The sequence below is a fragment of the Moorena sp. SIO4E2 genome (genome assembly GCF_010671945.1).
Lineage (GTDB): Bacteria > Cyanobacteriota > Cyanobacteriia > Cyanobacteriales > Coleofasciculaceae > Moorena > Moorena producens.
The window spans coordinates 1-24,228 of the sequence record NZ_JAAHIE010000056.1; the positions used below are offsets into that span (position 1 = coordinate 1).

Annotated in this window: 19 protein-coding genes and 1 pseudogene; 5 read left to right on the forward strand and 15 right to left on the reverse strand. The window is 43.1% G+C overall.

The window, feature by feature from the left end:
- The 9 genes and pseudogenes from F6K37_RS09190 to F6K37_RS09230 form a co-directional block, all read right to left on the reverse strand.
- Positions 1 to 331 (reverse strand): DUF5615 family PIN-like protein (locus F6K37_RS09190; protein WP_287249666.1); only part of this gene is annotated, 331 nt, incomplete at its 3' end.
- A 3-nt stretch (positions 332 to 334) separates the two neighbouring features.
- Complete coding sequence (locus tag F6K37_RS09195) at positions 335 to 661, reverse strand: DUF433 domain-containing protein (protein WP_287249695.1); 327 nt, start codon at positions 659 to 661, stop codon at positions 335 to 337.
- Positions 662 to 803: 142 nt separating this feature from the next.
- A pseudogene (locus F6K37_RS09200) lies at positions 804 to 1,022 on the reverse strand (hypothetical protein); the annotation flags it as partial.
- Between the two features lie 100 nt (positions 1,023 to 1,122).
- Positions 1,123 to 2,235 carry an HlyD family secretion protein gene (locus F6K37_RS09205; protein ID WP_287249670.1) on the reverse strand — a complete coding sequence of 371 codons (1,113 nt, stop codon included), beginning with the start codon at positions 2,233 to 2,235 and terminating at the stop codon, positions 1,123 to 1,125.
- Between the two features lie 211 nt (positions 2,236 to 2,446).
- On the reverse strand, positions 2,447 to 4,591 hold the full coding sequence (locus tag F6K37_RS09210; RefSeq protein ID WP_287249672.1) for a peptidase domain-containing ABC transporter: 2,145 nt from the start codon (positions 4,589 to 4,591) through the stop codon (positions 2,447 to 2,449).
- Positions 4,592 to 5,067: 476 nt separating this feature from the next.
- Positions 5,068 to 5,328: a hypothetical protein gene (locus F6K37_RS09215; RefSeq protein ID WP_287249674.1), complete on the reverse strand. Its 261-nt coding sequence runs from the start codon at positions 5,326 to 5,328 to the stop codon at positions 5,068 to 5,070.
- Positions 5,329 to 5,724: 396 nt separating this feature from the next.
- The gene (gene acnB, locus F6K37_RS09220; protein ID WP_287249676.1) at positions 5,725 to 8,334 is read right to left on the reverse strand and encodes a bifunctional aconitate hydratase 2/2-methylisocitrate dehydratase; all 2,610 of its coding nucleotides are present in this window, start codon (positions 8,332 to 8,334) and stop codon (positions 5,725 to 5,727) included.
- 314 nt (positions 8,335 to 8,648) lie between these two features.
- The gene (gene pirA, locus F6K37_RS09225; RefSeq protein ID WP_287249677.1) at positions 8,649 to 9,077 is read right to left on the reverse strand and encodes an arginine synthesis PII-interacting regulator PirA; all 429 of its coding nucleotides are present in this window, start codon (positions 9,075 to 9,077) and stop codon (positions 8,649 to 8,651) included.
- Positions 9,078 to 9,402: 325 nt separating this feature from the next.
- A complete protein-coding gene (locus tag F6K37_RS09230) occupies positions 9,403 to 9,585 on the reverse strand; it encodes a DUF4278 domain-containing protein (RefSeq protein ID WP_008187474.1) in 183 nt (60 codons plus the stop codon).
- A gap of 1,266 nt (positions 9,586 to 10,851) precedes the next feature.
- On the opposite strand from F6K37_RS09230, the gene F6K37_RS09235 reads away from it, so the two are divergent.
- Positions 10,852 to 13,425 carry a HEAT repeat domain-containing protein gene (locus tag F6K37_RS09235; RefSeq protein WP_287249680.1) on the forward strand — a complete coding sequence of 858 codons (2,574 nt, stop codon included), beginning with the start codon at positions 10,852 to 10,854 and terminating at the stop codon, positions 13,423 to 13,425.
- A 325-nt stretch (positions 13,426 to 13,750) separates the two neighbouring features.
- Here the strand turns inward: F6K37_RS09235 and F6K37_RS09240 are convergent, their stop codons facing one another.
- The 3 genes from F6K37_RS09240 to sufR all read right to left on the reverse strand — a co-directional run bounded on the left by F6K37_RS09240 (position 13,751) and on the right by sufR (position 17,091).
- Complete coding sequence (locus F6K37_RS09240) at positions 13,751 to 14,680, reverse strand: hypothetical protein (RefSeq protein WP_008187481.1); 930 nt, start codon at positions 14,678 to 14,680, stop codon at positions 13,751 to 13,753.
- A gap of 1,213 nt (positions 14,681 to 15,893) precedes the next feature.
- A complete protein-coding gene (locus tag F6K37_RS09245) occupies positions 15,894 to 16,151 on the reverse strand; it encodes an NDH complex assembly factor CRR9 (RefSeq protein ID WP_044494119.1) in 258 nt (85 codons plus the stop codon).
- Between the two features lie 274 nt (positions 16,152 to 16,425).
- Complete coding sequence (gene sufR / locus F6K37_RS09250; RefSeq protein ID WP_287249684.1) at positions 16,426 to 17,091, reverse strand: iron-sulfur cluster biosynthesis transcriptional regulator SufR; 666 nt, start codon at positions 17,089 to 17,091, stop codon at positions 16,426 to 16,428.
- 391 nt (positions 17,092 to 17,482) lie between these two features.
- On the opposite strand from sufR, the gene sufB reads away from it, so the two are divergent.
- The 4 genes from sufB (at position 17,483) to F6K37_RS09270 (ending at position 23,046) form a co-directional block, all read left to right on the forward strand.
- The gene (sufB, locus tag F6K37_RS09255; protein ID WP_008187504.1) at positions 17,483 to 18,922 is read left to right on the forward strand and encodes a Fe-S cluster assembly protein SufB; all 1,440 of its coding nucleotides are present in this window, start codon (positions 17,483 to 17,485) and stop codon (positions 18,920 to 18,922) included.
- A 593-nt stretch (positions 18,923 to 19,515) separates the two neighbouring features.
- Positions 19,516 to 20,304 (forward strand): Fe-S cluster assembly ATPase SufC, encoded by a 789-nt coding sequence (gene sufC, locus F6K37_RS09260; protein ID WP_070392943.1) that lies wholly within the window; start codon positions 19,516 to 19,518, stop codon positions 20,302 to 20,304.
- The gene (gene sufD / locus F6K37_RS09265) at positions 20,304 to 21,629 is read left to right on the forward strand and encodes a Fe-S cluster assembly protein SufD (RefSeq protein ID WP_287249689.1); all 1,326 of its coding nucleotides are present in this window, start codon (positions 20,304 to 20,306) and stop codon (positions 21,627 to 21,629) included. The genes sufC and sufD overlap by 1 nt, the downstream gene beginning before the upstream one ends.
- A 154-nt stretch (positions 21,630 to 21,783) precedes the next feature.
- The gene (locus tag F6K37_RS09270) at positions 21,784 to 23,046 is read left to right on the forward strand and encodes a SufS family cysteine desulfurase (RefSeq protein WP_287249691.1); all 1,263 of its coding nucleotides are present in this window, start codon (positions 21,784 to 21,786) and stop codon (positions 23,044 to 23,046) included.
- 2 nt (positions 23,047 to 23,048) lie between these two features.
- On the opposite strand, the gene F6K37_RS09275 is transcribed toward F6K37_RS09270, so the two are convergent.
- The 3 genes from F6K37_RS09275 to F6K37_RS09285 all read right to left on the reverse strand — a co-directional run bounded on the left by F6K37_RS09275 (position 23,049) and on the right by F6K37_RS09285 (position 24,163).
- The gene (locus F6K37_RS09275; protein WP_267872068.1) at positions 23,049 to 23,183 is read right to left on the reverse strand and encodes a hypothetical protein; all 135 of its coding nucleotides are present in this window, start codon (positions 23,181 to 23,183) and stop codon (positions 23,049 to 23,051) included.
- A 376-nt stretch (positions 23,184 to 23,559) separates the two neighbouring features.
- On the reverse strand, positions 23,560 to 23,856 hold the full coding sequence (locus F6K37_RS09280; protein ID WP_008187512.1) for a hypothetical protein: 297 nt from the start codon (positions 23,854 to 23,856) through the stop codon (positions 23,560 to 23,562).
- Positions 23,857 to 23,881: 25 nt separating this feature from the next.
- Positions 23,882 to 24,163: a hypothetical protein gene (locus F6K37_RS09285; protein ID WP_287249694.1), complete on the reverse strand. Its 282-nt coding sequence runs from the start codon at positions 24,161 to 24,163 to the stop codon at positions 23,882 to 23,884.
- Positions 24,164 to 24,228 lie beyond the last annotated feature (65 nt).

Below are 24,228 nucleotides of genomic sequence, written 5' to 3' on the forward strand. Positions count from 1 at the left end.
GACGTACCACACGAATTAGTTTGCCTTGTAAAGTTTCCTCTGCTTTTACAGCTTCATCTATCCGTTCTGCAAACTGTTCCCAATTACGATTATTGGTACAAACAACAATGCCGAAATGGTCAGAGTTTCGGCGATGCAAGCGGATAAAATCATCTCTGTTGATAGTCAAAACCGAGCGTTCTTGGCTAATGGCAAATGCGAGTACTTCATTATCAGGTGTACCTCTATCTGCATTACCTGCTTCTTGGACAGTCAGAACATCATGCCCCAAAGTGCGTAATAATTCAACAACAGGAAAAGGGAACTGCTCATCTGCGTAAAAACGTGCCATCTACTAGGCTACCTCATTGCGCTCAATGGCTATTTCGATTTCATCGGGGTGAGCTTTTGCGTATACCCAAGCATTGGCTAAATCAGCAGCTGTAATTGTTGGATAACTTGTTAAAAGGTCACCATCACTGTATCCAATACGACGAGCTTCTACAAGTAACCAGACGGGAATACGAGTATTGGCAATACAAGCTTCCCCCCCACAAACTCTAGGGTTTTTCTCAATTCCTTGCCAATTGTTTGTGAGACTTTGAGCAAGTAACTGAATAACCTGCACTTTTTCACTAGGGCTAAGGGCAAGAAGTTGTTGCTCTAACTCTTTAAGTACCACGGATATCAATCCTTTGATGCGCGGGAAAGCTATATTTATAATTTTACCAGAAATCGGGAATCGGGAATCGGGAATCGGGAATCGGGAATCGGGAATCGGGGCAAAATCTTGTGTGGCTGATAGCTGATAGCTTAAATAGATTTCAATCCCACCAATAGCAAACAACAACCGCATCCCGATCACGTTGAATATCGTCTCCCCATAATGCTCCTTCATATCGATATCTCAATCGGCGTTTGAGTCGGTAACTGTACTCTTCATTGGTGCCATCAGTTACCTCTACCGAGTCAGCTCGCCATTTTTTACCCAAATCGATTAGTTGGGAAACTTTTGTATATTGATTTTCTGCAAGTATGCATAGCAGTCGAAGTCTGGGTTTTAGCTTATTTCGTCGCCCCCCCAGTTATAAAGCTGTGAATTAGCCATAGACGACCAGCACATCAATCAATTAATCTATGCATTTATATCTTAGATCTTAGCTTTGTTCGCATAAATTCTAAAACAGTTTCTTCCCTAGAAATAATATCAACCTGACCTTCCATTCCTAATCGTATAGTACAAGTTCTAGTACCAGAATATAACTTAAGGTTTTCTGGTTGAATAGATATTTCATAACTGGAGTTAGCGACAGAAAAATTATCGGTTTGAGACCGATAATTTTTCGTATCGGGGGAAATAGCAATAACCCTACCCATGAGAGTCCCAAAATCCGAATATGGACAGGCAGAAACCCGCATTTGTGATGTTTGCCCAATTTCTACTTTGTCTATATCTTGAGAAGCTACAAAAGCTTTAATTTCTAAAGAAGAATTAATGGGAGCGATGGTAGCAATATTATCTCCTGGGTGCACTACCTGTCCTCGATTGCGTAAATTGAGAACTAGAATTGTTCCAGAGATAGGAGAGCGAATCAAAGTATTATTTAATTCGGTAGAAATTTGCTTTAATTGTTCTTGGTAGTTATTAATTTGATTCACTATTTCAGTTTGGCGTTCTCTCAACTGTTTTTGTTCTCTATCTAACCTAGCTAAAGTTGCCTTTCCTCTAGCTTTTTCTTGAGCTATTTTTTCTCGTGCTATTTCCACTTCTCCTGAACTAATATTAATACTAGCCTGGGCTTGTTTAAGTCTGGCATGGGAGCTTTTTAAAGCTGCTTCTTTTTCTTTGAGTTGTAGTCGAGATAATATTCCATTTTTCACTAAACCTTGATAGCGATTTACCTCTTCTTGGGCTAATTCCAATGCTGCTTGGGCTTCTATAAATCTAGCTTTGGCTATAATTAATTGTTCTTGGTAAAGATTTTTTTGATGGGTTAATTGAACTTGAGCCGAGGTAAGATTCCGCCGTTGTAAATCCTGTTCTGCTGATACTTGTTCTTCTAGGGAAACAATTTGGTTATTTAGTTGAATGAGTTGTTGTTTTACTTGTTCAAGATTACCTATAAGTTGCTGTTTTTTACTTTGAAGATTAATATCATCGATACGGGTAATTAAATCCCCTGCCTGAACTGGTTGGTTTTCTGCTACTAAAATATCCGCTATTTTTCCTTCTAGGGGAGATTGAATAATTGGCAATTCTCCTATCGGTCTAATTCTAGCGGGTGCTTTAACCGTAACCTTATATTGGAGTTTACTTGATAGGGCGATCGCTCCGATAAAAATACTCAAACAAGCTAACCCTGAAATAACTAGCCACTTTTGAATCGAAGGTAAAAATTGATTGGGATTAGCCAGGGGAAGATTACTAGGTGAGGTATCTTGTTTAGTGGTAGTCATCTTTTACTGCTCAAGGATTAAAAAACTGTAAATGTTCTCCTTTTAATTCCTGTAAATATTGAGTATTTCCTTCCAATTTCAATTGTCCTTTTTCTAGAAAAATAATCCAATTCGCGCGCATAATAACCCTGGGGCGATGGCTAATCATAATCGTAGTTTTTCCTTGGCGATAAAAGAGCAGTTTATCTAAAACTTTCCCTTCTAAAACCGGATCTAGTGCCCCCGTAGATTCATCTAAAATTAATACTGGAGGATTATTAACTATTGCCCTAGCCAAGGCTAATCTTTGTCGTTGTCCCCCAGAAATATTAGCACCAAATTCCCCTAAAACTGTCTGATATTTATCCGGTAATTCTTTCACAAATTCGTCCGCATAAACAATTTTACAGGCAGTAACGATTTGTTCAAAACTAGCACTTGGATAACTGAAACGAAAGTTATCTAGAATGGAACGGCTCCAAAAGTGGGGTTCTTGGGGTACTAAAACCACTTGTTGACGTAAACTTTCTAAGGCTAAATCCTGTTGATTAAAAATGCCATAACTAATATTTCCAGACTGTACCTGATATAGGGAAGCAATTAGTTTAGCTAAAGTACTTTTACCACAACCAGATTGACCAATTATGGCAGTAACTTTTCCCCCTGGAATGGTGACGGAAAAATCCTTAAGTAAATCAACTCTTCCCCCGTGGTGGAAGTTCAGTTTCCTGCAAATAATATCACCATATTCAGGAATTTTTACCCAAGCTTTTTTAGTGTCTTCCTCTTCTTCTGGGGTACTATCAATAACTTCCGTTAATCTTTGCATAGCCGTTTTAGCACGGGCAAATTCATCCACGAAGTTAACCACAGAACCAATGAAAGCGGTGAAGTTACCGTTCATACTATTAAATGCCAGTAGTTGACCGATGGTTAATACTTTATCAATAACTAAAGTGCTGCCAAACCAAAGTATCGCAATACTACCTAACCCAGAAGCTAAACGGGAAAAAATACCATTGAGAATAGAAATCTGAATCGTACTAAAGGTGAGATTGGCCAAACTACCAAATCTCTCTTGGAATTCTTCCCAGGCTTGGTTTTTAGCATTGGTGCTTTTGAGGGTTAATGCTCCTTTAAAAGTCTCCACTAACATCCCCTGGTTTTCTGCTGCGGTAACTAACAAAGCACGGCTTTTTTGTTGTAGGGTAGACAAAAAAAGCAACGGTGAAACACTCATCATTACCGCTACTAAGATAGCAACTATGGTCAGTTTACCACTGTAATATACCATTAAACCAAAGGAAACCACCGCGATAAAAAATCTGCTGGGAAAACCAATAACTACCTGGGATACTAGTTGGTTTATTTCTCGAATATCCCGCAGGCGACTAACAATTTCTCCACTGCGACGGGATTCATAATAATTCAGGGGTAAACTGAGGATTTGCCGACAAAACTCTAGCACCAATCCTAATTCCAATCTTTGGGAAAAATGGGCGATTAAATTAGCTTGAATGAAGCGCAAAAAACTACTAAAAAGATTCATCGCCGTTACCCCTATTGCCACCGTAGTGAGTAATTGATTATCCCCCCTCACTAACACATCGTCGGTGAGAATTTGCAACAAAAACGGGAAAGCTAAAGCTAATAAACCTATTACCAGGTTGAGCAGAATTACCTCAATTAAAATCAGGCGATAGGGCAATACCCGCTGGAGAAAACGTCCTATTCCTGCTGCCTTTTCCTCCGGCTGTTGGTAGAAACGGTTTTCATCGGGAGTAAGTAATAACATCACCCTATTTGCCCAGGCTGCGGTTAATTCCCCATGGTTGAGATAACGAACCCCCACAGCAGGATCGGCAATTACGTATTTTCTCAGCTTTTTTCCGTATAAAACTACCCAGTGGTTCCCTTGCCAATGAATGATTGCTGGCAGGGGTGCTTTATCGAGATGTTCTAATAATTCCGGGGAGGCTTTCACTTGACGGGTATTAAATCCCAGGGTTTCTGCTCCCCGTCGTAATCCAAGTAAGGTAGTACCCAATTGTCTTGTGCCTGCTGCCTCTCGAATCCGAATCAGGGAAAATCTCCGTCCGTAGTATCGAGAAACAGTTGCCAGACAAGCAGCGCCACAGTCTTCTTCACTGTGCTGAAGGACAATTGGGTAGTTCATTAATAGTTAATTATCAATTTCGCAATCTATTGCTTTAGGTTAAAATTTGGCGTTGCTGAATTAAGGAATGGTAAGCATTCAGCCGTCAGATGTAAGCTGTCAGCCTAATGCTTAAAATAAACCTCAGGAGAATTTAATAGTTCGAGATTAATCAGAGTTGAAAGTCTGAGGAAAATCCCATCTAAGCATATGCCTTACGCGCACGCTAAGCGAACAGTAGTTATGGGTCAGCCGTTGGCCATAGGCCTTTGGCTGATAGCTGAGGGCTGATAGCTGAGGGCTGATAACTGAGGGCTGATAGCTGAATGCTTACAAGGAATGAATGCGCGATCATCTGGTTTTATTAAAGCCCCCGTTTGTCCCCCGAGCGAGCAATCCCTCGGGGGACTTTGAGAGTTTTTCCCCCCAAGCGAGCAATCCCTCGCTTGGGGGGCTAGGGGGGCGAAACCATACTGAGTATCAGCAACGCCTAAAATTTAGCCGTGGTGAGTATGACCGCCACCTTGAGCATTCTGTCGAGGGCTATTTCCAGAAGGATTTGCAGCATCATTAAAGTTATGGTGATCTGCAGCAGTGTCGCCATCGTTAGGATTTACGTGGTTGTTTCCTAGTCCATGCCATTCGTCAACAAAATCTGGTACTTGGTCGTTAGGATCGTTACCGTTATTACCACCAGCGATTTGTTCCGCTTGTTGTTCGGAAATGTCCAAAAATAGGCCGTTTAAATCGAATTTCATAATTGAACCATCCTGTCGTTGAAATTTGCCGGAATTTTACCTCGTCCAAATATAACATCATCAGAGGATGTTTGACAAATGATGACAGGTCAAATTTTAGCTGGGGGGGTGACATTCAAGATTAAATCCTTACTGGGTAATAATTTTAGCCCATAAGTTACTTAAGAATCGCGCAGTAATAAGTTTCCCATTTCTGCATACTATAGCAACCGAAGTATAGTTTAGGACAGAGTATCTTGGTTGAAAGGGAGCAGGGAGCAGAAATATGTCTTAAGCTTTAATTTAACTGCTATATTGGTTAAGCTTTACTTTTCAGGCTATGGCTTACCTGACAAAAATCATCGGGTGAACCTAACAGCTCACCCGAAAACTCAGCTAAGCTAAACTAAAACTAATCTACTTGAGGGTTCCCGCTGGAATACCCAAAATATCTTCAATCTTGGGCATTTCTTCGATAGGAATCACCCGTCCTTCATCTTCAAATCCAGCGATTTGATCAAAATTCAAATACTGATACAAATCACTAGCAAAGGGATTAATTTTCTCGGCTACAATTGACTGATACTCTTCAGCACTGGGAATCCGACCTAATAAGGCACAAGCTGCTGCTAATTCAGCAGAACCCAAGTATACTTGGGCACCTTTACCCATACGATTATTAAAATTACGAGTAGAGGTGGAGAATACGGTGGCTTTATCAGCAACCCGAGCTTGATTTCCCATGCATAGGGAACATCCAGGCATTTCAGTCCGGGCACCAGCTATGCCAAAGATACCGTAAACCCCTTCTTCTTTGAGTTGTTTCTCATCCATCCGGGTAGGGGGACAAATCCACAACCGAGTGCTAACAGGGGGTTCCCCTTCTAGGACTTTGGCTGCAGCACGGTAGTGTCCAATATTGGTCATGCAAGACCCAATGAATACTTCATCGATGCGATCGCTTGCGACTTCAGACAACAATTTCACATTATCTGGGTCATTGGGAGCAGCCACAATCGGCTCGGTGATTTCATTCAAGTCAATCTCGATAATTTCAGCATATTCTGCATCCTTGTCGGCTTCCATCAGTACGGGATTTGCCAACCATTCTTCCATCTTGGCCACTCGACGCATGATCGTACGGGCATCTTGATAGCCTCGCCCTACCATATTTTTCAGTAGGGCGATATTGGAACGCAAATACTCAGATACTGTTTCTACTCCGAGCTTAATGGTACAGCCAGAACAAGACCGTTCCGCACTAGCGTCAGTAAGTTCAAAGGCTTGCTCAACTTTCAAATCGGGCAATCCTTCTATTTCCATAATCCGTCCCGAGAAGACATTTTTCTTATTGGTCTTCTCTACTGTCAGCAATCCTTTTTGAATAGCTACATAGGGAATAGCATTGACAATATCCCGCAAGGTTACCCCTGGCTGCAATTCACCTTTGAACCGCACTAACACAGATTCGGGCATATCTAAGGGCATGACTCCCAAAGCAGCACCAAAGGCCACTAATCCGGAACCGGCGGGGAAGGAAATGCCTAGGGGGAAACGGGTGTGAGAGTCTCCACCAGTGCCTACGGTATCAGGTAATAACATCCGGTTCAACCAAGAGTGGATAATGCCATCCCCAGGACGCAAGGCTACACCAGCACGAGAGGCAAAGAAGTCGGGCAATTTTTTATGGACTTTGACATCAACGGGCTTGGGATAAGCAGCAGTATGGCAGAAGCTTTGCATGACTAAGTCCGCACTGAAACCAAGACAAGCCAGTTCTTTCAATTCATCCCTAGTCATGGGTCCTGTGGTATCTTGGGAACCAACTGTAGTCATGATCGGTTCGCAAGAGCTACCTGGACGAACACCGGGTAAGCCACAGGCTTTACCGACCATTTTCTGGGCTAAGGTGAAGCCTTTGCCTGTATCTTCTGGCATGGTTGGACGGGCAAACAGGGGACTCGGTTCTAATCCCAAGGCTTCCCGGGTTTTATCCGTAAGCGATCGCCCAATCAGTAACGGAATCCGTCCACCAGCACGGACTTCATCGAGGATGGTATCGGGTTTGAGGGTAAAGGTGGAAATAACTTCCCCAGCTTGGTTAGTGATTTCACCCTTGTAGGGATGGATGGTAATCACATCCCCAGTTTCCATTGTTGAAACATCGCACTCAATGGGCAATGCACCAGAATCTTCAGCCGTGTTGAAGAAGATCGGGGCAATTTTGCCACCTAAGATATATCCCCCAGCCCGTTTATTAGGAACATAGGGGATATCTTCACCAATATGCCAAAGTAAGGAATTAATTGCCGATTTCCGGGATGAACCAGTACCAACAACATCCCCAACATAAGCCACAGGGTACCCATTTTCTTTTAATTTAGCAATAGTTTCTAAACCCGACTCTATCCGAGATTCCAACATGGCCAAGGCGTGTAACGGAATATCTGGGCGAGTGGTGGCGTGAGTGGCGGGGGATAAGTCATCGGTATTGGTTTCTCCAGGTACCTTAAATACAGTTACAGTAACTGCTTCGGGGAGTTTGGGACGCCCGATGAACCACGCAGCATTGGCCCAAGCATCGATGACTTGCTTGGCGTAAGGATTGACATCGGAAATTTCTAGAACATCATTGAACGCATCAAAGACAAGTAATGTCTTACTTAGGGCAGTAGCGGCTTCGGCTGCTAAGGTGATGTGATCAGACTGGAGTAACTCAACCAAGGATTGGACATTGTAGCCTCCGACCATAGTACCCAAGAGGTCTACAGCACCCTGGGGGTAAATCAGAGGACTAGTGAGTTCTGCTTTTGCGATCGCAGTTAAAAACCCGGCTTTGACATAAGCTGCTTCATCAACTCCAGGGGGAATGCGATCGCGTAACATAGCCATTAATGCTTCTTCTTCCCCAGCTGGTGGATTTTGCAGCAGTTCACAAAGTTGGGATGTTTGCTCAGCACTTAGGGGTAGGGGAGGAATTCCTTGAGCTCCCCGTTCAGCTAGGTGTTCACGATAAGATTTCAGCATGATAGATTTACCTGTGCGCGGGCTTCATGTATGACCAATAATAATAGGTTTCAAGAATCCCCGCGTCTAATGACCGGGGAGTGTCAAATTTGTTACAAATATTGCCCTACCAGAGTGTCGCAAGTCATCAAAGCATGAAAAATCAAAGCATCAAAAAAGCGATCGCTGTGGATCGCTCTGTCTTGTGTTAGAGAGTTGTGGATACGTGAAAAAGTTTGAATAAGGTTTGGTCAATCTATATCGCAATGGCTGGGGTTGGCGATAATCCCAAACTGACTCGTCACCAGACTTGTGAGAGTATCTGTGTTAACTCACTAGATAGGTTGCATCTGCTTTGACTCCTCTTCTAGAAGCCTGACCAGATTCTGATCACCGTTAGCTTTAGCTACCTCTAGACGATGTTCCAAAGTTTGGCGCATAGTAGCCAGATGCGCTTTTCTGCTCTCATTCAAGACTTTTTGCAGCCGGTGGCGAGCAATCGATGTCTTTGCAGCCACAGTAGAAATCGATTTAGCCACTGGTTGAGAATTAGTTACTGGTTCACAATTAGTTACAGTTGGATTACCAGTGCAGTAAGAAACACCACGCCATTTCAGATGATTTACTGGTGGGGGTTCAGGCATGTGTCTGGGATAGTGAACTCTCCAATTCTGAGCCCGATAAGTGCCACCAATTTCACCCTCTCTCACTTCTAGTAAAGAGGGTTCAGCGTCGTAACTTACACCACGATACCTAAGTTTCATATCTATTACCCCTCCGATTGACTAATAATAATATCAGACCACTTTTTTCAATAGTCTTGAGTGCTTTTAATGTAAGCTAACAGCTGACAGCTGAAGGCTGTTAGCTTAAAATCCGATGTTGCTTAATAATGGAATGGTTTGAAGAGTTTTGTGGAATAAGCATCTTGCCCCTTCCACCAAGATGGCCATTCCACCCACCAGGTCAAACAGCTTTAGTGAAAAATTTAAAATTGAAAGTCTGGGGAAAAGCCCATCAGCTGATAGCTGATAGCTCAATGCTTACCTCAGCACTTTTTGACTCAAACAAAACTAGTGATACTAATAGCTACCCTCTTTTATAGGTAACACCACGATAGGTCATGTTAGCGGGTGATTTACGCCAAGGATTATGCTTAATTCGGTGAACTTTCCAGCTATGACCCCGGTAAGTGCCACCAATTTCACCTTCAGATACTTCTAGGGTAGATGGTTCACTTTGATAACTGACACCTCGGTAAGAAAGTTTCATTGCTCGAATACCTCCGATTGGATTGCTTAATCGAATTACTTAATGGAATTGCTTAATAAGTTGCTTGGCCAGGAATTGTTTAATAAGTTGGTTGGCCAGGTGAGGAATTCTGTCTAAGGGTTAGGCAAGCTTGCCCTAGGTATCACTTTCTTGGGTTCTCTACGGCTTATCTACTTCAGGATATCTGAGTGGAGAGCCACTGATCCGACAGAGACCTCAATGCTTATTCAATTCCAATTTTTATTTCTGTATCTATTTTGACACTTTTTTCTACAAAAGTCAAATGTTAAGAAAAAAAAACAAATCAGATCCTTTCCGATGGTTAAGGTTATACACTCTAGGCTCTAGGCTCTAGATTTTAGGCATGAGGCTCTAAACATCTAGACTAAGGGGATTTTGACAAAGTTTGCTAAGTCTTCCGAAAGCAAAGAAGCCTTCAACTACGCCTCTTGTCCCTAATACTCAAGAATTAATACCTAAGAATTAATACCTAAGAATTAATACCTAAAACTTAATATTTCTAAAACTTAATCGTCCTAAAACTTAATATTTAAAACTGTAAACATATGCGCTACGGGCACGCTACGCGAACAGCAGTCAGCCTTTAGCTGATAGCTGATAGCTGATAGCTGATAGCTGATAGCTGATAGCTGATGGCTGATAGCTGATAGCTGATAGCTGATAGCTGATAGCTGATGGCTGATAGCTGATAGCTGATAGCTTACCTAAAACTTAATACCTAAGACTTAATACCTAGGCGACCGGACTGGATATAGCACTACGCGCTACTGTTAGGACATTGTCTTGATGCCGTCGCTCATGGGGGAAACCACGGCAGTCGCTCATGGTTTGAAGTTACCGTAAGACAGTTGAGCCTTAATCAATAAGTTTTAACCCTTTTTTGCATAACCTACCAACCATAAAGGCTCAACTGTCTAAGGTTTCGTCTCCGGGGGACCCCCAAGACCGCGCTGCCTCCCCAAGACCGCGCTGCCTCCCCAAGACCGCGCTGCATCGCTCCTAAACTCCGAAACGTAAGTCATAGCTTACTTTTAGGTGCGACCCGTGGCGAATTTAATTCGCCTACGGAAAGCGCACCTTTGACTTCTGACTTCTAACTTCTGACGCTAAGCGTAGCGCTATATCAGGGAGTGGGGAATCCTCAAGAGTACCCCCAAGGGTACTTTTATAGCCCCTCAGAGAGATAAAACTGGATTTGTGAAGAGATTGCTTGTATCTATACTCACGAAACCTTGGAGAACTTCTATGATTAGGTGCATCAAACAACCCACTTCCTCAGTGCTCAAGGTGTTTTTACTGGGCTGCTCATTGCTACTGCTGCCCTGTAGTCCTGCCTTAGCTCAAGGGTGTACTCAAGCAGAGATTAAGACTAATATCGCCAAATTCGACGATATAGACAACACAACCGCTAAACAAGCAATAGTCGAATGTGGTTCAAAATCTGTCTATTTACTGATTGAAGCCCTGAAGACGGATAAATCTGCTGCAGTTCGGGAGGGAGCTGCTGTTGCTCTGTGGAGTATGGGAGAGGAAGCGTATCAAGCTGTCCCTGGGTTGATTAAAGCCCTAAGGAACGATGACTCGGCGACAGTTCGTTCCAAAGCTGCTTCTGCTCTGGGATTGATGGGAGAAGCATCTTATGAAGCTATCCCTGATCTGATTGATGCACTTAAGGATAAATCTGCTGAAGTTCGTGCCAATGGTGCTTATGCTCTAGGCAACTTAGGCAAGAAAGCCAATAAGGCTGTACCTCACCTAATTGAAGCCTTGAGGAATGATAAATCTGCTGAGGTTCGTGCTAACGCTGCTTATGCCCTAGGGAATAAAAAAGAGGCAGCCAAGTCAGCTGTACCTTACCTGATTGAAGCCCTAAAGGATGAAACATCCTTGTTGGTTCGCATAACTAGCGTCAATGCCCTAGAGCAGATTGCCGAGAAAACCAAAGATGTTGCTCCCCAGCTGATTGAGCGACTCAGGAAGGATAAATCTATCCTGATCCGGATTCGCGCTACCGAGGTACTAGGGGAAATTGGAGAGCCAGCTAAGGATGCTTTGCCTCTATTAATTGAGTTGCTTAAGGATAGCTCAGTCTATGTTCGTTATTATGCTGCCTCTGCTTTAGGAAAGATGGGAACGGAAGGGATTCAGGCTGTGCCTAACCTAATAGAAGTCTTGTTGACAGATGAATCGATCGATGTTCACGATTCCGCCGCCTCTGCCCTTGTCGAAATTGCTTCTAAGCTTGGTAAACAGAAGAAGCAGCTCACCAAAGTGCAATTGGAACAATCGATACTGGAATTTGAAACAGTTATCCAAAGGCTAGAGCAAGACACGGAGAAAATTTTCCAGGATAGATGGATAGAAAGCGTTCGTGGTGGTCTTTATGATCTCCAGGAAGAACAGGACTCTCGTAGTTATCAGAAAATTTTTAGGGAAGGGGTGATTATCTGGCTAACTCATATGCTATTTTGGTTGGGACTGATACTGCTTTATCCCAAATCCCCCCAAGTCCAAGCTATCTTCTTTTGGAATCCCTGGGTGCGGAAGTTTTTTGGACTGGGGTATGTGGGCATAGCCCTAACTTGGATTCCCTTTCTACGCTCCAAGTTATTTGCGCCCTTCCAGGAATCCTTGCTGTCAGATGCGGATTTAGAAAACTTTGATGAGCAAGCTTACTTTCCTAACTTGGAAGTCGAGCGGAAGGGAAAAAATATAACCCAACCCATTCAAGAAGCAATACCAGATCTGGAATTACCCATTGTCCTGGAAGGAGAATCAGGATTAGGGAAATCCATGTTTCTACGCCACTTAGTGAAATCATCTAAGCGAATCATCGTCTATTTACCTGCAGAGAAATGCGCTAATGGCGTGATCGAAGCGATTCAAGCAAAACTTCATGGATTCGCCCAAGACTCTGGTTTCTTGCGAGACCTGATTTACAGTGATGCCATTGATATCTGTATTGATGGACTCAATGAAGTCACTCCAGACACACGAGCCTTGATTACCAGTTTTGTGGAAAGTTACTTCAAGGGCAATATTATCATAGGGACCCAATCCATGGAGTGGCAGACCCCCTCTTGCGCTACGACCTATGTACTGCAACCATTGAAACCTAAGCAGATTGAGAAATTTTTACTATCGCGCTATAAAATTATGCCCCCAGATGCTCCCATCTCGGGTATAAAGTACAAACAAGCCTGCGAAAAGTATATTGACACCGTTTTACCTCAGTACCAATCAGAAGAAGAACAGAGAACTGTGCGTCGGATGCTGTCCAACCCGATGGACCTGACCATAGTGGCTCAGATGATAGCCCATGGGCAGAAACCAGACTTGCTGAATTTGCAGCAACAGCAGTATCAATATATGGCTCAGGAGTATGAACAACTCTATCTCAGACAATTTCCCCTAGAGGCATTTGCTGAGACAGTTTACCAGATGCGCTTGCAAGATGAGGTAGCGATACCAGCTGACAAATGGTTTGAAGAACTGATTTGCATGGAACGCCACAAAATGGTATTTTGCCGTCTATTTGTTGACCATGCAGGCAATGATCGAAAAGAATGGTATTTCCGCCACGACAAAATCCAGGACTTTTTCATCGTGCAGACGTTCCTAGGTGAAGGAAATGATTTGCCAAACAAGCATATCAGTGACCCTAGGTTTCGCGGCGTGTACTTCCTCTTGGCAACCTTACTGCCTTGGGATGCTGCTTGGCGCTTGCGGGAAACCTTAATTCAATACGCAGCGAATACTAAAGACCATACAGTTAGTGATAACTTTGTTCAACTGTTGTTGTCCCGACAAGCAGCATGAAGGCTTGAAGGTTGAAGGTTGTTGGTCAGAATGCAGAATGAAGAATGAAGAATGAAGAATGAAGAATGAAGAATGAAGAATGAAGAATGTAGAATGTAGAATGTAGAATGTAGAAGGCAGAAGGCAGAATGTAGAATTCTAAATTCTAAATTCTCAATTCTAAATTCTCAATTCTCAATTCTAAATTCTCAATTCTCAATTCTCAATTCTCAATTCTCAATTCTCAATTCTCAATTCTCAATTCTCAATTCTCAATTCTCAATTCTCAATTCTGCATTCTAAATTCTAAATTCTAAGAAGCCTGAAGGTTAAGGGTCAACAGCGACTAGAATTTCCAGGCTAGTGGCACTACTGCTTGACTGGACCTATGCTGCTGATAAAAGCCGAGTACTCTCTGGACATAGTCAGCAGTTGCGCCACTGTTGCAGCCAGAGGGTTTTCCTGTCATCCACCAACAGGCGGTACGGCGAACAGCAATCATTTCATTGTTGCCACTATCTGTCAATTCAATATCCAGTTCCCGTCTGATGATACAAGCCACCACACTGCGTGCTGTGGTCGGGTCCGCTTCAAATTGTGCAGGTGTCATTGCCTGTCCTGCACATTGGGATGTCCAGCTAGGGATAATCCCCGGTAAAACTTGCCAGTCACTGTACATGCCATCATTCGGGCGATTGGGTGGTGCCGAAAGCCGCAGTGCTTCTACAAGAGCGTTGACTTGCGGATCAAGAGGGTTGACTTGCGGATCAAGAGTGTTGACTTGCTGATCCTCTACTTGTGCGAATACTGGTGTTGACCTATGGGGCTGCTGATAAAAGCCGAGTACTCTCTGGACATAGTCAGCAGTTGCGCCACTGTTGCAGCCAGAGGGTTTTCCTGTCATCCACCAACAGGCGGTACGGCGAACAGCAATCATTTCATTGTTGCCACTATCTCTAAATTCAATCTCTAGTTCCCGTCTGATGATACAAGCCACCACACTACGTGCTGTGGTCGGGTCGGCTTCAAATTGTGCAGGTGTCATTGCCTGTCCTGCACATTGAGATGTCCAGCTAGGGATAATGGCAGGTTTTACTTGCCAGTCGCTGTACATGCCATCATTCCGGCGATTGGGTGGTGCCGAAAGCCGCAGTGCTTCTACAAGATCGTTGACTTGCTCATCCTCCACTTGTGCTGATACTGGTATTGCCCATAACCCCACACTCACTATTATTCCGGTCAAGACCAGATTTTGAAATTTATTGATTACTTTCATTGATCATTTTCAGATTTATTTTATATCTAAAATTAACTGAACTAGGAATGCCACCGGTCTCGACAGTGATCAGGGAATGATGAAGATGAATGATTAATAATGAATTACCCCATGCTAGGTGTTAGGGGCTTGTACTCGAAAAACGATTAATGCAAAACTATGTGCTGATAGCGTTTTTATATGAGTTGTAAACACAGGTATGGCAGTAATTTGCTTGCCTACAATAGGCAAAAGGCAATAGGATAAAGAGATCCAGAGTTTTATTTAAAAATCAAAAAACACCTCTTAGTTTTACATCTCATTTGGAAACGCTATATTATGTGCCGATACATCATTGATCATTCCTAAGACATACTTCCTTGGACTTAAGGAATTTTTGAGAATAATTGGATAATGATGGGGACTGTGAACAATAGAGCGATATCTAAAATCGTGATGGCTGCGAAGCGAATTTTTTGAGTATTCATGATGCACCGTTTCCTTGAGTATTAACAGCTGACCTAAGAATGCTAGCGGTAACTTATATCCATTTCATCGGTTTAGATCACGCAAGACTGTGATTTAGGACAACGCATCTATGTGATCTTGATCAATAATTTTACCCAAAATCCTCTAAACCGTCATTTATAAAGTAAAGGATTAAATGGCTGTAGGGCGCTTGATAGCTACACTATTGGTAAGTTTTGACTAGTGACAAAACTAAAATTAGCCCCAAAAGCACTAGATTAAATAAGTGCGTTACGATTTATTAACGCACCCCAAAAAAAATTAATATTTATTTTATAAATCAGCTCTAAATTGCTGATTTTTGATTAGGTTTTGTTGAGGTTTGTTTGTTAACAGTACTATGCAGTAAACTGTCAATAATTAACCGATTATATCAAGTCCAGTGAATCACTTCCAACATAATCCCTGGATAGTTGGTGATGGAGAATCGTTAACTACCAATTACCAACTACCAAGGTAAGCTATCAGCTTATGCGCTACGCGCACGCTGCGCGAACAGCTATCAGCTATCAGCTTATGCCCACGCTACTTGAGGTACTTTTTAATAAAACAGGTAAGCATTGGTTTAATCTATGTTACGTCTGCTGACACTTGACCGCTGACGGCTGAATGCTGAGAGCTGAATGCTTACTTACCAACTACCAACTATCAATTACCAACTGCAAGTAATAATTAGTGAAGGGGACAATATTACCTGTTTATTGGCTTACCATTTCAAAAAAGCGGCTTCTACCCCTTGTTCTCGCCGAATCTTACTGTCCTTCTCAAACCAATCGATGATCTGCTGATGGGTCAACTCTTCCATGGGCACCCCAGTATCTTGTGAAATATGCTTCAACAGTCTGAGGGAGGAAATAGTTAAACGAGTTAAAAATTTCTCTGGGGAAGAGAGCAATGCTTGGTCTACATCAGCGGATTCTTCCGGAGTTAAGAATTGGATTGAGGATTGCTGGGAATCAGCCATAAGGGTTTTCAAGGTTTACTATATAACTTTTAAGCATATGCGCTACGCGCACGCGATCGCGTTCAGCTATCAGCTATCAGCTATCAGCTATCAGCTATCAGCTATCAGCTATCAGCTATCAGCTATCAGCTAATGGAGTATGTAACAGGCTAGAAGCCTGTGCCACGCTATAAGCCTGTACCATGCAAGCTACTTGAGGTGGTATTAACTTGGGGCCTGTGGTTAACGGCTGACGGCTGACGGCTGATAACTTACAGGCTTAGTTACTCGCATGTTAGTTATTGAGTCGCCCTTTGATTAAATAGCCGCACTGATGCTCTCCATTATTGAGCCAGTGAGTACGCTCCACTGTACAATCTGGCAATACGGCGGCAAACATTTCCAGTTCATGACCACACACACTGGGGTAAGATTCGGCAACGTTGGAAATAGCACAATTGTATTCGGTTAGAATGTACTGCTCGCTAACGCCATTATTTAAATTACCTGATTCTAGGGTGTGCCACTCTGCCATATAACCTTCTAGTCTACGCAGTTCTACCAACTTGGCTACTCGCTCTCGCACTGTACCATTCCCGATACACTCCCGGTATTCTTGAGCTTTACGTTGCCATTGCTTTTGTAAAATCGTGCTAGTCTGTTCACGACCCAAGGTTTCTGTCATGGTATCGAGCAGGGAAACGGAAAACTCTCCGTAATGATGGGGAAAGCGATCGCGTCCTTTGTGAGAGAGGTGATAGATATGTTGAGGACGCCCCATGCCAATTTGAACAGATTTGTACTCAATTAGCCCTTCTGCCTCCAATTCTTTGAGATGACGTCGAATAGCTTGGGGGCTAACCCCTATGGCTGTGGCTAACTCCTGGGCTCTTGCTCGATCCTGTTTGAGGAGATATTGTAAGATGTCTCGCTTGGTGGAAGTTTGCTGAGTAGGCATCATGGGCTTAGGAGTTGGGGATTGGGTAACAGGGGAAGGGCACTCAGGCTTCCCTTTGGTGCTTGTCGGTACCGTTATTACTATTAAATCTAAATTCTCTTGACTTTAACAACATGTTTGTTGTTAATATAACCTACAATAGAGTTAAACAACAAAAACGTTGTTTTAATCCACCCAGTCACCAGATAATATCCCGTGGGCATGAGGAAGCTGTATATCATAGTTGTAACCGGCGATAAAAGCAAGCCGCTGTCTTGATGCAGTCGCTACCCGCAGTCTACAACCTCTAACCTTCCAACCTGCCAACCTACTCTACGGGAAAGTCAAAGGCGAACAAACTATCACTGTGTTTGTAACTCTGTTGAATCCTTAATGATAAGAGAGCACTAAATCGATGACTGCCACTGTCAAGACATTAGTCAACCAGCCCTATAAGTACGGCTTTGTCACAGATATTGAAGCGGATACCATTCCTCGTGGACTCAATGAGGATATTATCCGTCTGATTTCGGCTAAGAAAAACGAACCTGAGTTCATGCTGGAGTTTCGCCTGAAGGCGTATCGACAATGGCAGAAAATGACAGAGCCAACCTGGCCCCATGTTACCTATCCTCCCATTGACTACCAAAAGATTATCTACTACTCAGCACCCAAACAGACGAAGGAAAAACTCAATAGCCTGGACGAAGTTGACCCAGCTTTACTGGAAACCTTTGATAAATTAGGCATTTCCCTATCTGAGCAAAAGCGGCTGGCTAATGTAGCAGTGGATGCCATCTTTGATAGTGTCTCGATCGCCACTACCTTCAAAGAGAAGCTGGCTGAGTCGGGGGTAATTTTCTGCTCGATTTCGGAAGCTTTGCAAGAACACCCGGAGTTAGTGCGGAAATACCTGGGTAGTGTTGTTCCTGTGGCAGATAATTACTTTGCTGCTCTCAATTCAGCTGTTTTCAGTGATGGTTCCTTTGTCTATATTCCCAAAGGAGTCAAGTGCCCGATGGAACTGTCCACCTATTTCCGGATTAATAATGGAGATACTGGACAGTTCGAGCGTACCCTAATTGTGGCGGAAGAAGGGAGCAATGTTAGTTACCTAGAAGGCTGCACTGCGCCCATGTACGATAGTAACCAGCTGCACGCAGCTGTGGTGGAACTGGTTGCCCTGGACAATGCTGAGATTAAATACTCCACGGTGCAAAACTGGTTCGCTGGGGATAAAAATGGTAAAGGTGGGATTTACAACTTTGTTACCAAGCGGGGATTGTGCAAAGGAGTCAACTCGAAGATTTCCTGGACTCAGGTAGAAACTGGTTCTGCGATTACTTGGAAGTATCCCAGTTGTGTTCTAGTGGGTGACAATTCCATTGGTGAATTCTACTCTGTTGCTCTAACCAACAATCTCCAACAAGCGGACACAGGTACCAAGATGGTGCATATCGGTAAAAATACCCGCAGCACCATCATTTCTAAGGGGATTTCTGCTGGTAAGTCCAAAAATAGCTACCGGGGTCTAGTCAAAATTGGTCCGAAGGCAAAGGGAGCACGGAACTACTCCCAGTGTGATTCTATGTTGATTGGGGATACAGCTGAGGCGAATACCTTTCCCTATATTCAAGTCCAGAACAACATGGGCAAAGTCGAACACGAAGCCTCCACTTCCAAAATCGGTGAAGACCAGCTATTTTTCTTCGCTCAACGAGGGATTTCAGAAGAAGATGCGATCTCGATGATGGTGAGTGGCTTCTGTAAAGATGTCTTCAATGAACTTCCCATGGAATTTGCTGCTGAAGCAGATAAACTTTTAAGCCTGAAGCTAGAAGGTACAGTCGGATAAGTAAGGTTAGCAGGTTGTTAGGAGGTATTTAGCAGGTTGTTAGCAGGTTGAAGGTTGGGAGGTTGAAGGTTGGGAGGTTGTTAGCAGGTTGAAGGTTGGGAGGTTGAAGGTTGAAGGTTGAAGGTTGAAGGTTAGTTTGTTGAAAGTTAGTTGCGTAGGGTGTGTTAGGGACGGGCTCGCCCTCATTTTATCGGTAGCCACTGTTGGGAAAGTCCGTCCCGTAACGCACCACCTGGTCTAATATTTATTACACCAGCTAACATTCAACCTTAAACCTGATAACCTTAAACCTTAAACCTGATGACCTTAAACATTAAACCTAAGAGGATATCTGAAAAGTTTTTTGATACTGAATTTTGCCCCCCTGACCCCCCAACTTTGGGGGGAACAAGAGTCAATTTGCTTCTAAAAGTCCCCCAGAATTGGGGGACCAACGGGGGCTTGGATGTAGCAAATGAGACTTCTCAGACAACCTCTAATAACATTCAACATTAAACCTAATAACATTCAACATTCAACATTAAACCTGCTAACCTTAAACATTAAACCTGTTAACAATACTTCTGGGATAAAGCATTTAATTTCAAGTAGAAATGATTAGTGAAACTAGTGAAATAATATTGTCTGTTCGGGATTTGACGGCAGATGTGGATGGTAACCAGATTCTGAAGGGATTGAATCTGGAAGTGAAAGCTGGAGAAATCCATGCGATTATGGGGCCAAATGGTTCTGGTAAGAGTACTTTGTCTAAGGTATTAGCAGGTCATCCAGCCTATGATGTAACGGGAGGCGAGGTAAGTTTTTTAGGGCAAAATCTCTTAGAAATGGAGCCGGAGGAACGCTCTTTGGCTGGGGTATTTCTGGCGTTTCAGTATCCATTGGAAATTCCTGGTGTCAGTAATTTAGATTTCTTGCGGGTGGCTTACAATTCCCGTCGCAAGCACAAGGGATTGGAAGAAATTGATACATTTGATTTTGAGGATTTAGTTGAAGAAAAGCTGGAAATTGTTAAAATGAATCCCAGCTTTCTAGAGCGTAGTCTCAATGAAGGCTTCTCTGGAGGAGAAAAGAAGCGGAATGAGATTCTGCAAATGGCACTTCTAGAACCGAAACTGGGGATTTTGGATGAAACAGATTCTGGCTTGGATATTGATGCTCTCAAGATTGTGGCCAATGGGGTGAATCAATTGGCAAGTGCTGAGAATGCCATGATATTGATTACTCACTACCAACGTTTACTGAATTATATTGAGCCGGATTTTGTTCATGTAATGGCAGATGGTCGTATCCTCAGGACTGGTAGTAAGGAGTTGGCTCTAGAGTTGGAATCCCGTGGCTATGACTGGGTGCTGGAAGACGAGACTGCTGAGGTGAGTGTCTGATGACTATGGAAGTTTCTGTAAAACGGGAGGTTTCTTATTTGTCGGCACTGCTAGAGCAATGTCGCCAGGATAATCCGGTTGAGATGGATTGGTTACAAGAGCTAAGTAACCACGCTAGGGGGATTGCTCAGGAGTTAGCAATTCCTACCACTAAAGATGAGGAATGGCGGTTTACGGATTTGTCGCCACTGTTGCAGGAGACCTTTGAGGCTGCTTTAGCTTTTGATACAAGCACCTTGGATATTAGTCCGGTAGTTTTGCCAGAGGCGATGAACAGCCGATTAGTATTTGTCAATGGAATTTATGCCCCTGAGCTATCCTCTGTGGCTGGATTGCCTGAAGGGGTGTTTTTAGGGAATTTGGCTGAGTTGCCATCAGAGTATCAGAGTCGAATTGCTGATTATTTGGGCAAGCACCAGGGCGTAACCGATGTGTTTACGCTGCTCAATACCGCTGGTTTGACTGATGTGGCGGTGATCTGGTTGCCAAGGAATGCTGAGGTAACGCTTCCCATTCATCTGCTGTTTGTTTCCATGGCTGATGGGGTGCCTAGGCTTTTTCAGCCCCGTTGTTTGGTGGTGGCGGAGCCTGGTAGTCAGCTGAGTTTAGTTGAAGAGTATTGCCATGGCCAAGAGGCGAGCGCTCAGGGTGTTTATTTGACGAATTCCGTGACCGAGGTATGGGTTGGGGAGAATGCCAGGGTGACTCATATCCGGGTTGATGGGGAAAGTAATCAGGCTTTCCATGTCGGCAAGAGTGCGATCGCACAAGCTCGGAATAGTTTTTATAGTTGCCATGGCATAGCCTTTGGGGGGAAGTTGTCTCGCCATACTCTGGAGGTGTTTCAGATGGGTGAGGGGACCGAAACGATTCTAAATGGCTTAACCGCGATTAGTGAGCAACAGTTGGCAGATACTCATAGTGCGGTGATGTTGAATCATCCCAATGGGATCAGTAATCAGCTGCAAAAGTGCATTATAGATGGTAGTGCTCATGCAGTGTTTAATGGTAAGGTTTCTGTTCCTCAAGCAGCCCAGTTGACCAATGCAGCTCAGTTGAATCGCAATTTGTTGCTATCGCCCAAGGCTAGAGTTGATACCAAGCCTCAGTTGGAGATTACAGCTGATAATGTCAAATGTTCCCACGGTGCTACAGTCAGTCAGCTGGAAGCGGATGAAGTCTTCTATTTGCAAAGTCGTGGACTAAAGGAAACCGATGCCAGTAACCTGTTGATTGATGCGTTTGTAGCAGAAATACTCAATCAAATTCCCCTAGCTTCTCTTAGGCAAAGACTTTCGGAAACAGTCCAGGACTTACGCGGTTAAGTGAATTTCGCCCCCCTAGCCCCCCAAAATTGGGTGGTAATGATGTCAAAGTCCCCCGAGCGAGGGATTGCTCGCTCGGGGGATTTAGGGGGCAAATGCATAAGTCCTATAGCCATCAGTTCAAAACGGGAACGGAATAACGTTCAACAGTAACATGACCTTAACTCAAGAAAAAACCATTGCTGATCAAGTCCGGGCTGACTTCCCTATTTTGCACCAGGAGGTTAACGGTAAACCGCTGATTTACTTCGATAATGCGGCTACTGCCCAGAAACCGGTAGTAGTACTGGATGCACTGCGCCACTACTACGAAATGGACAATGCTAATGTTCACCGAGGTGTCCATACCCTTAGCACTAGAGCGACAGACGGTTATGAGGGGGCACGGGATAAGGTAGCTAGTTTTGTAAATGCCCAGTCACGACAAGAGATTGTTTTTACCCGCAATGCTTCGGAAGCGATTAACTTAGTAGCTTACAGCTGGGGTTTGGAAAATCTGCGCCAGGGAGATGAAATTATTCTCTCGGTTATGGAACACCACAGCAATCTGGTGCCTTGGCAAATTATTGCTCAGAAAACTGGAGCCGTACTAAAGTATGTGGGATTGACCGAGACTCAGGAGTTTGATTTACAACAGTTCCGACAGCTAATTTCTGAGAAAACCAAACTGGTAAGTGTGGTTCATGTTTCCAATACCTTGGGATGTATTAATCCCGTAGACGAAATTATTGCGATCGCACACAACTATGGCGCTATGGTAATGATTGATGCTTGCCAAAGTATCCCCCATATGCCCATTGATGTCCAAGCTATGAATTGTGATTGGCTAGTGGCATCGGGTCATAAAATGTGTGCTTCCACCGGGATTGGCTTTCTGTATGGGAAACTGGACTTACTGCAAGGGATGCCTCCATTTTTAGGTGGTGGTGAAATGATTGCCGAGGTATTTCTGGATCACTCCACCTATGGGGATTTACCCCATAAATTTGAAGCAGGGACACCAGCCATTGCTCAAGCGATCGCACTTGGTGCTGCAGTAGACTATTTGACTGGCTTGGGTATGGATACTATCCATAGCTATGAAGAAGAATTAACCGCTTATTTGTTTAAGCAGTTGCAGGAAATTCCCGATCTAATCATGTATGGTCCCCAACCAACAATAGATGGTAAAGGTAGGGCAGCCTTAGCAACATTTAATGTTAAAGGATTGGATGCTAGTGATGTATCTACCCTGTTGGATCAAGACGGTGTAGCAATTCGTTCTGGACATCATTGTACTCAACCCTTGCACCATCGTTTAGGAGTAACTGGTACAGCACGAGCCAGTTTGTATTTTTATAATACTTTTGAAGAGATTGATCGATTTATTGTGGCGTTGAAAGAAACAATTGAGTTTTTCAGAAGTGCTATGGAGTGAATCTAGCAATTTGGGTCAGGTACAAATTTTTGGGTTTTAGGGAATCGGGAATCGGGAATCGGGAATCGGGAATCGGGAATCGGGAATCGGGGAAAAATTATGGGCGTTGCTGAATTAAGGAATGAATGCGCGATCATCTAGTTTTATTAAAGCCCCCGTTGGTCCCCCAATTCTGGGGGACTTTGAGAGTTTTTCCCCCCAGAATTGGGGGGCTAGGGGGGCGAAACCATACTGAGAATCAGCAACGCCAAATTATGTGTACCTCATAGCTATGAGAAGCGCTATAAATAGGGTGGGCAATGCCTACCCTGTTTAATTTTTAAGCTTCTTAAGTATATATAGCGATCGCAAACAAAGATCATAACATTTGATGGTAAAATCACATCCCTTAGCGACTTCTTGTATTAAAGCCCATGCTGCAAATACAAATCACAACATTGCCTAGTTTGTACCCTTTTAGGCAATGTTATGGAAATCTATAGTTAGAATTTATAGGGATTTCCATAAAGTTATTTAAAACCTATCACCACCAATTTGAATATCATCTATACAAATTTTAGTTTGTACTGAAAATAAGCCAGATTTCATATATACTTTGACTATTTTATACATACCATTTCCTAGATCAATTTTTCCTTGCATGATTGGTTCTTTTCCCATAACTAGCATATGGTTACATTCATCTTGTTTTTCACCATTTATATAAAGTTTTGCCTCACTTGTTTTTAGACTAAAATTTATTATTCCCCAAGTGTTTAAAACTGATATTATATTTCCCTCATACTCTGTATTCCATTGTTTATTAAACATTTTAGTTACTTATTTATTTTAAAATTTAATATTTATAATCAATCTCAAAATATTCATCTTGATCTAAGCAATCTTGTAATTCTTGAATTATTTCATCTTGTATCCTTTTATCTAGTCTATCAAGTCGAGCTTTTACTTGGTTAGATATTTTTTTTTCAGTATCTAGAGCTAATATTTCTTCCCTGGTTAATCCTAATTTCGATAATATTGGTTCAATTTTATCAAGTTCCTCATCACTAACTTTTGAACGGGAATCGGGAATCGGGAATCGGGAATAGTAATAAGATTTGATTCTATCTTGATGCACTAGCTCATGGGAAGCATGGCTGTTTTATTTTCCTACTCCCTACTCCCTACTCCCTACTCCCTACT

Excerpts from the sequence above, each read along its gene's own strand:
- F6K37_RS09210 (WP_287249672.1), bottom strand. The coding sequence starts at position 4,591 with ATGAACTACCCAATTGTCCTTCAGCACAGTGAAGAAGACTGTGGCGCT.
- F6K37_RS09215 (WP_287249674.1), bottom strand. The coding sequence starts at position 5,328 with ATGAAATTCGATTTAAACGGCCTATTTTTGGACATTTCCGAACAACAA.
- acnB (WP_287249676.1), bottom strand. The coding sequence starts at position 8,334 with ATGCTGAAATCTTATCGTGAACACCTAGCTGAACGGGGAGCTCAAGGA.
- pirA (WP_287249677.1), bottom strand. The coding sequence starts at position 9,077 with ATGAAACTTAGGTATCGTGGTGTAAGTTACGACGCTGAACCCTCTTTA.
- F6K37_RS09230 (WP_008187474.1), bottom strand. The coding sequence starts at position 9,585 with ATGAAACTTTCTTACCGAGGTGTCAGTTATCAAAGTGAACCATCTACC.
- F6K37_RS09235 (WP_287249680.1), top strand. The coding sequence starts at position 10,852 with ATGATTAGGTGCATCAAACAACCCACTTCCTCAGTGCTCAAGGTGTTT.
- F6K37_RS09240 (WP_008187481.1), bottom strand. The coding sequence starts at position 14,680 with ATGAAAGTAATCAATAAATTTCAAAATCTGGTCTTGACCGGAATAATA.
- F6K37_RS09245 (WP_044494119.1), bottom strand. The coding sequence starts at position 16,151 with ATGGCTGATTCCCAGCAATCCTCAATCCAATTCTTAACTCCGGAAGAA.
- sufR (WP_287249684.1), bottom strand. The coding sequence starts at position 17,091 with ATGATGCCTACTCAGCAAACTTCCACCAAGCGAGACATCTTACAATAT.
- sufB (WP_008187504.1), top strand. The coding sequence starts at position 17,483 with ATGACTGCCACTGTCAAGACATTAGTCAACCAGCCCTATAAGTACGGC.
- sufC (WP_070392943.1), top strand. The coding sequence starts at position 19,516 with ATGATTAGTGAAACTAGTGAAATAATATTGTCTGTTCGGGATTTGACG.
- sufD (WP_287249689.1), top strand. The coding sequence starts at position 20,304 with ATGACTATGGAAGTTTCTGTAAAACGGGAGGTTTCTTATTTGTCGGCA.
- F6K37_RS09270 (WP_287249691.1), top strand. The coding sequence starts at position 21,784 with ATGACCTTAACTCAAGAAAAAACCATTGCTGATCAAGTCCGGGCTGAC.
- F6K37_RS09275 (WP_267872068.1), bottom strand. The coding sequence starts at position 23,183 with ATGATCGCGCATTCATTCCTTAATTCAGCAACGCCCATAATTTTTCCC.
- F6K37_RS09280 (WP_008187512.1), bottom strand. The coding sequence starts at position 23,856 with ATGTTTAATAAACAATGGAATACAGAGTATGAGGGAAATATAATATCA.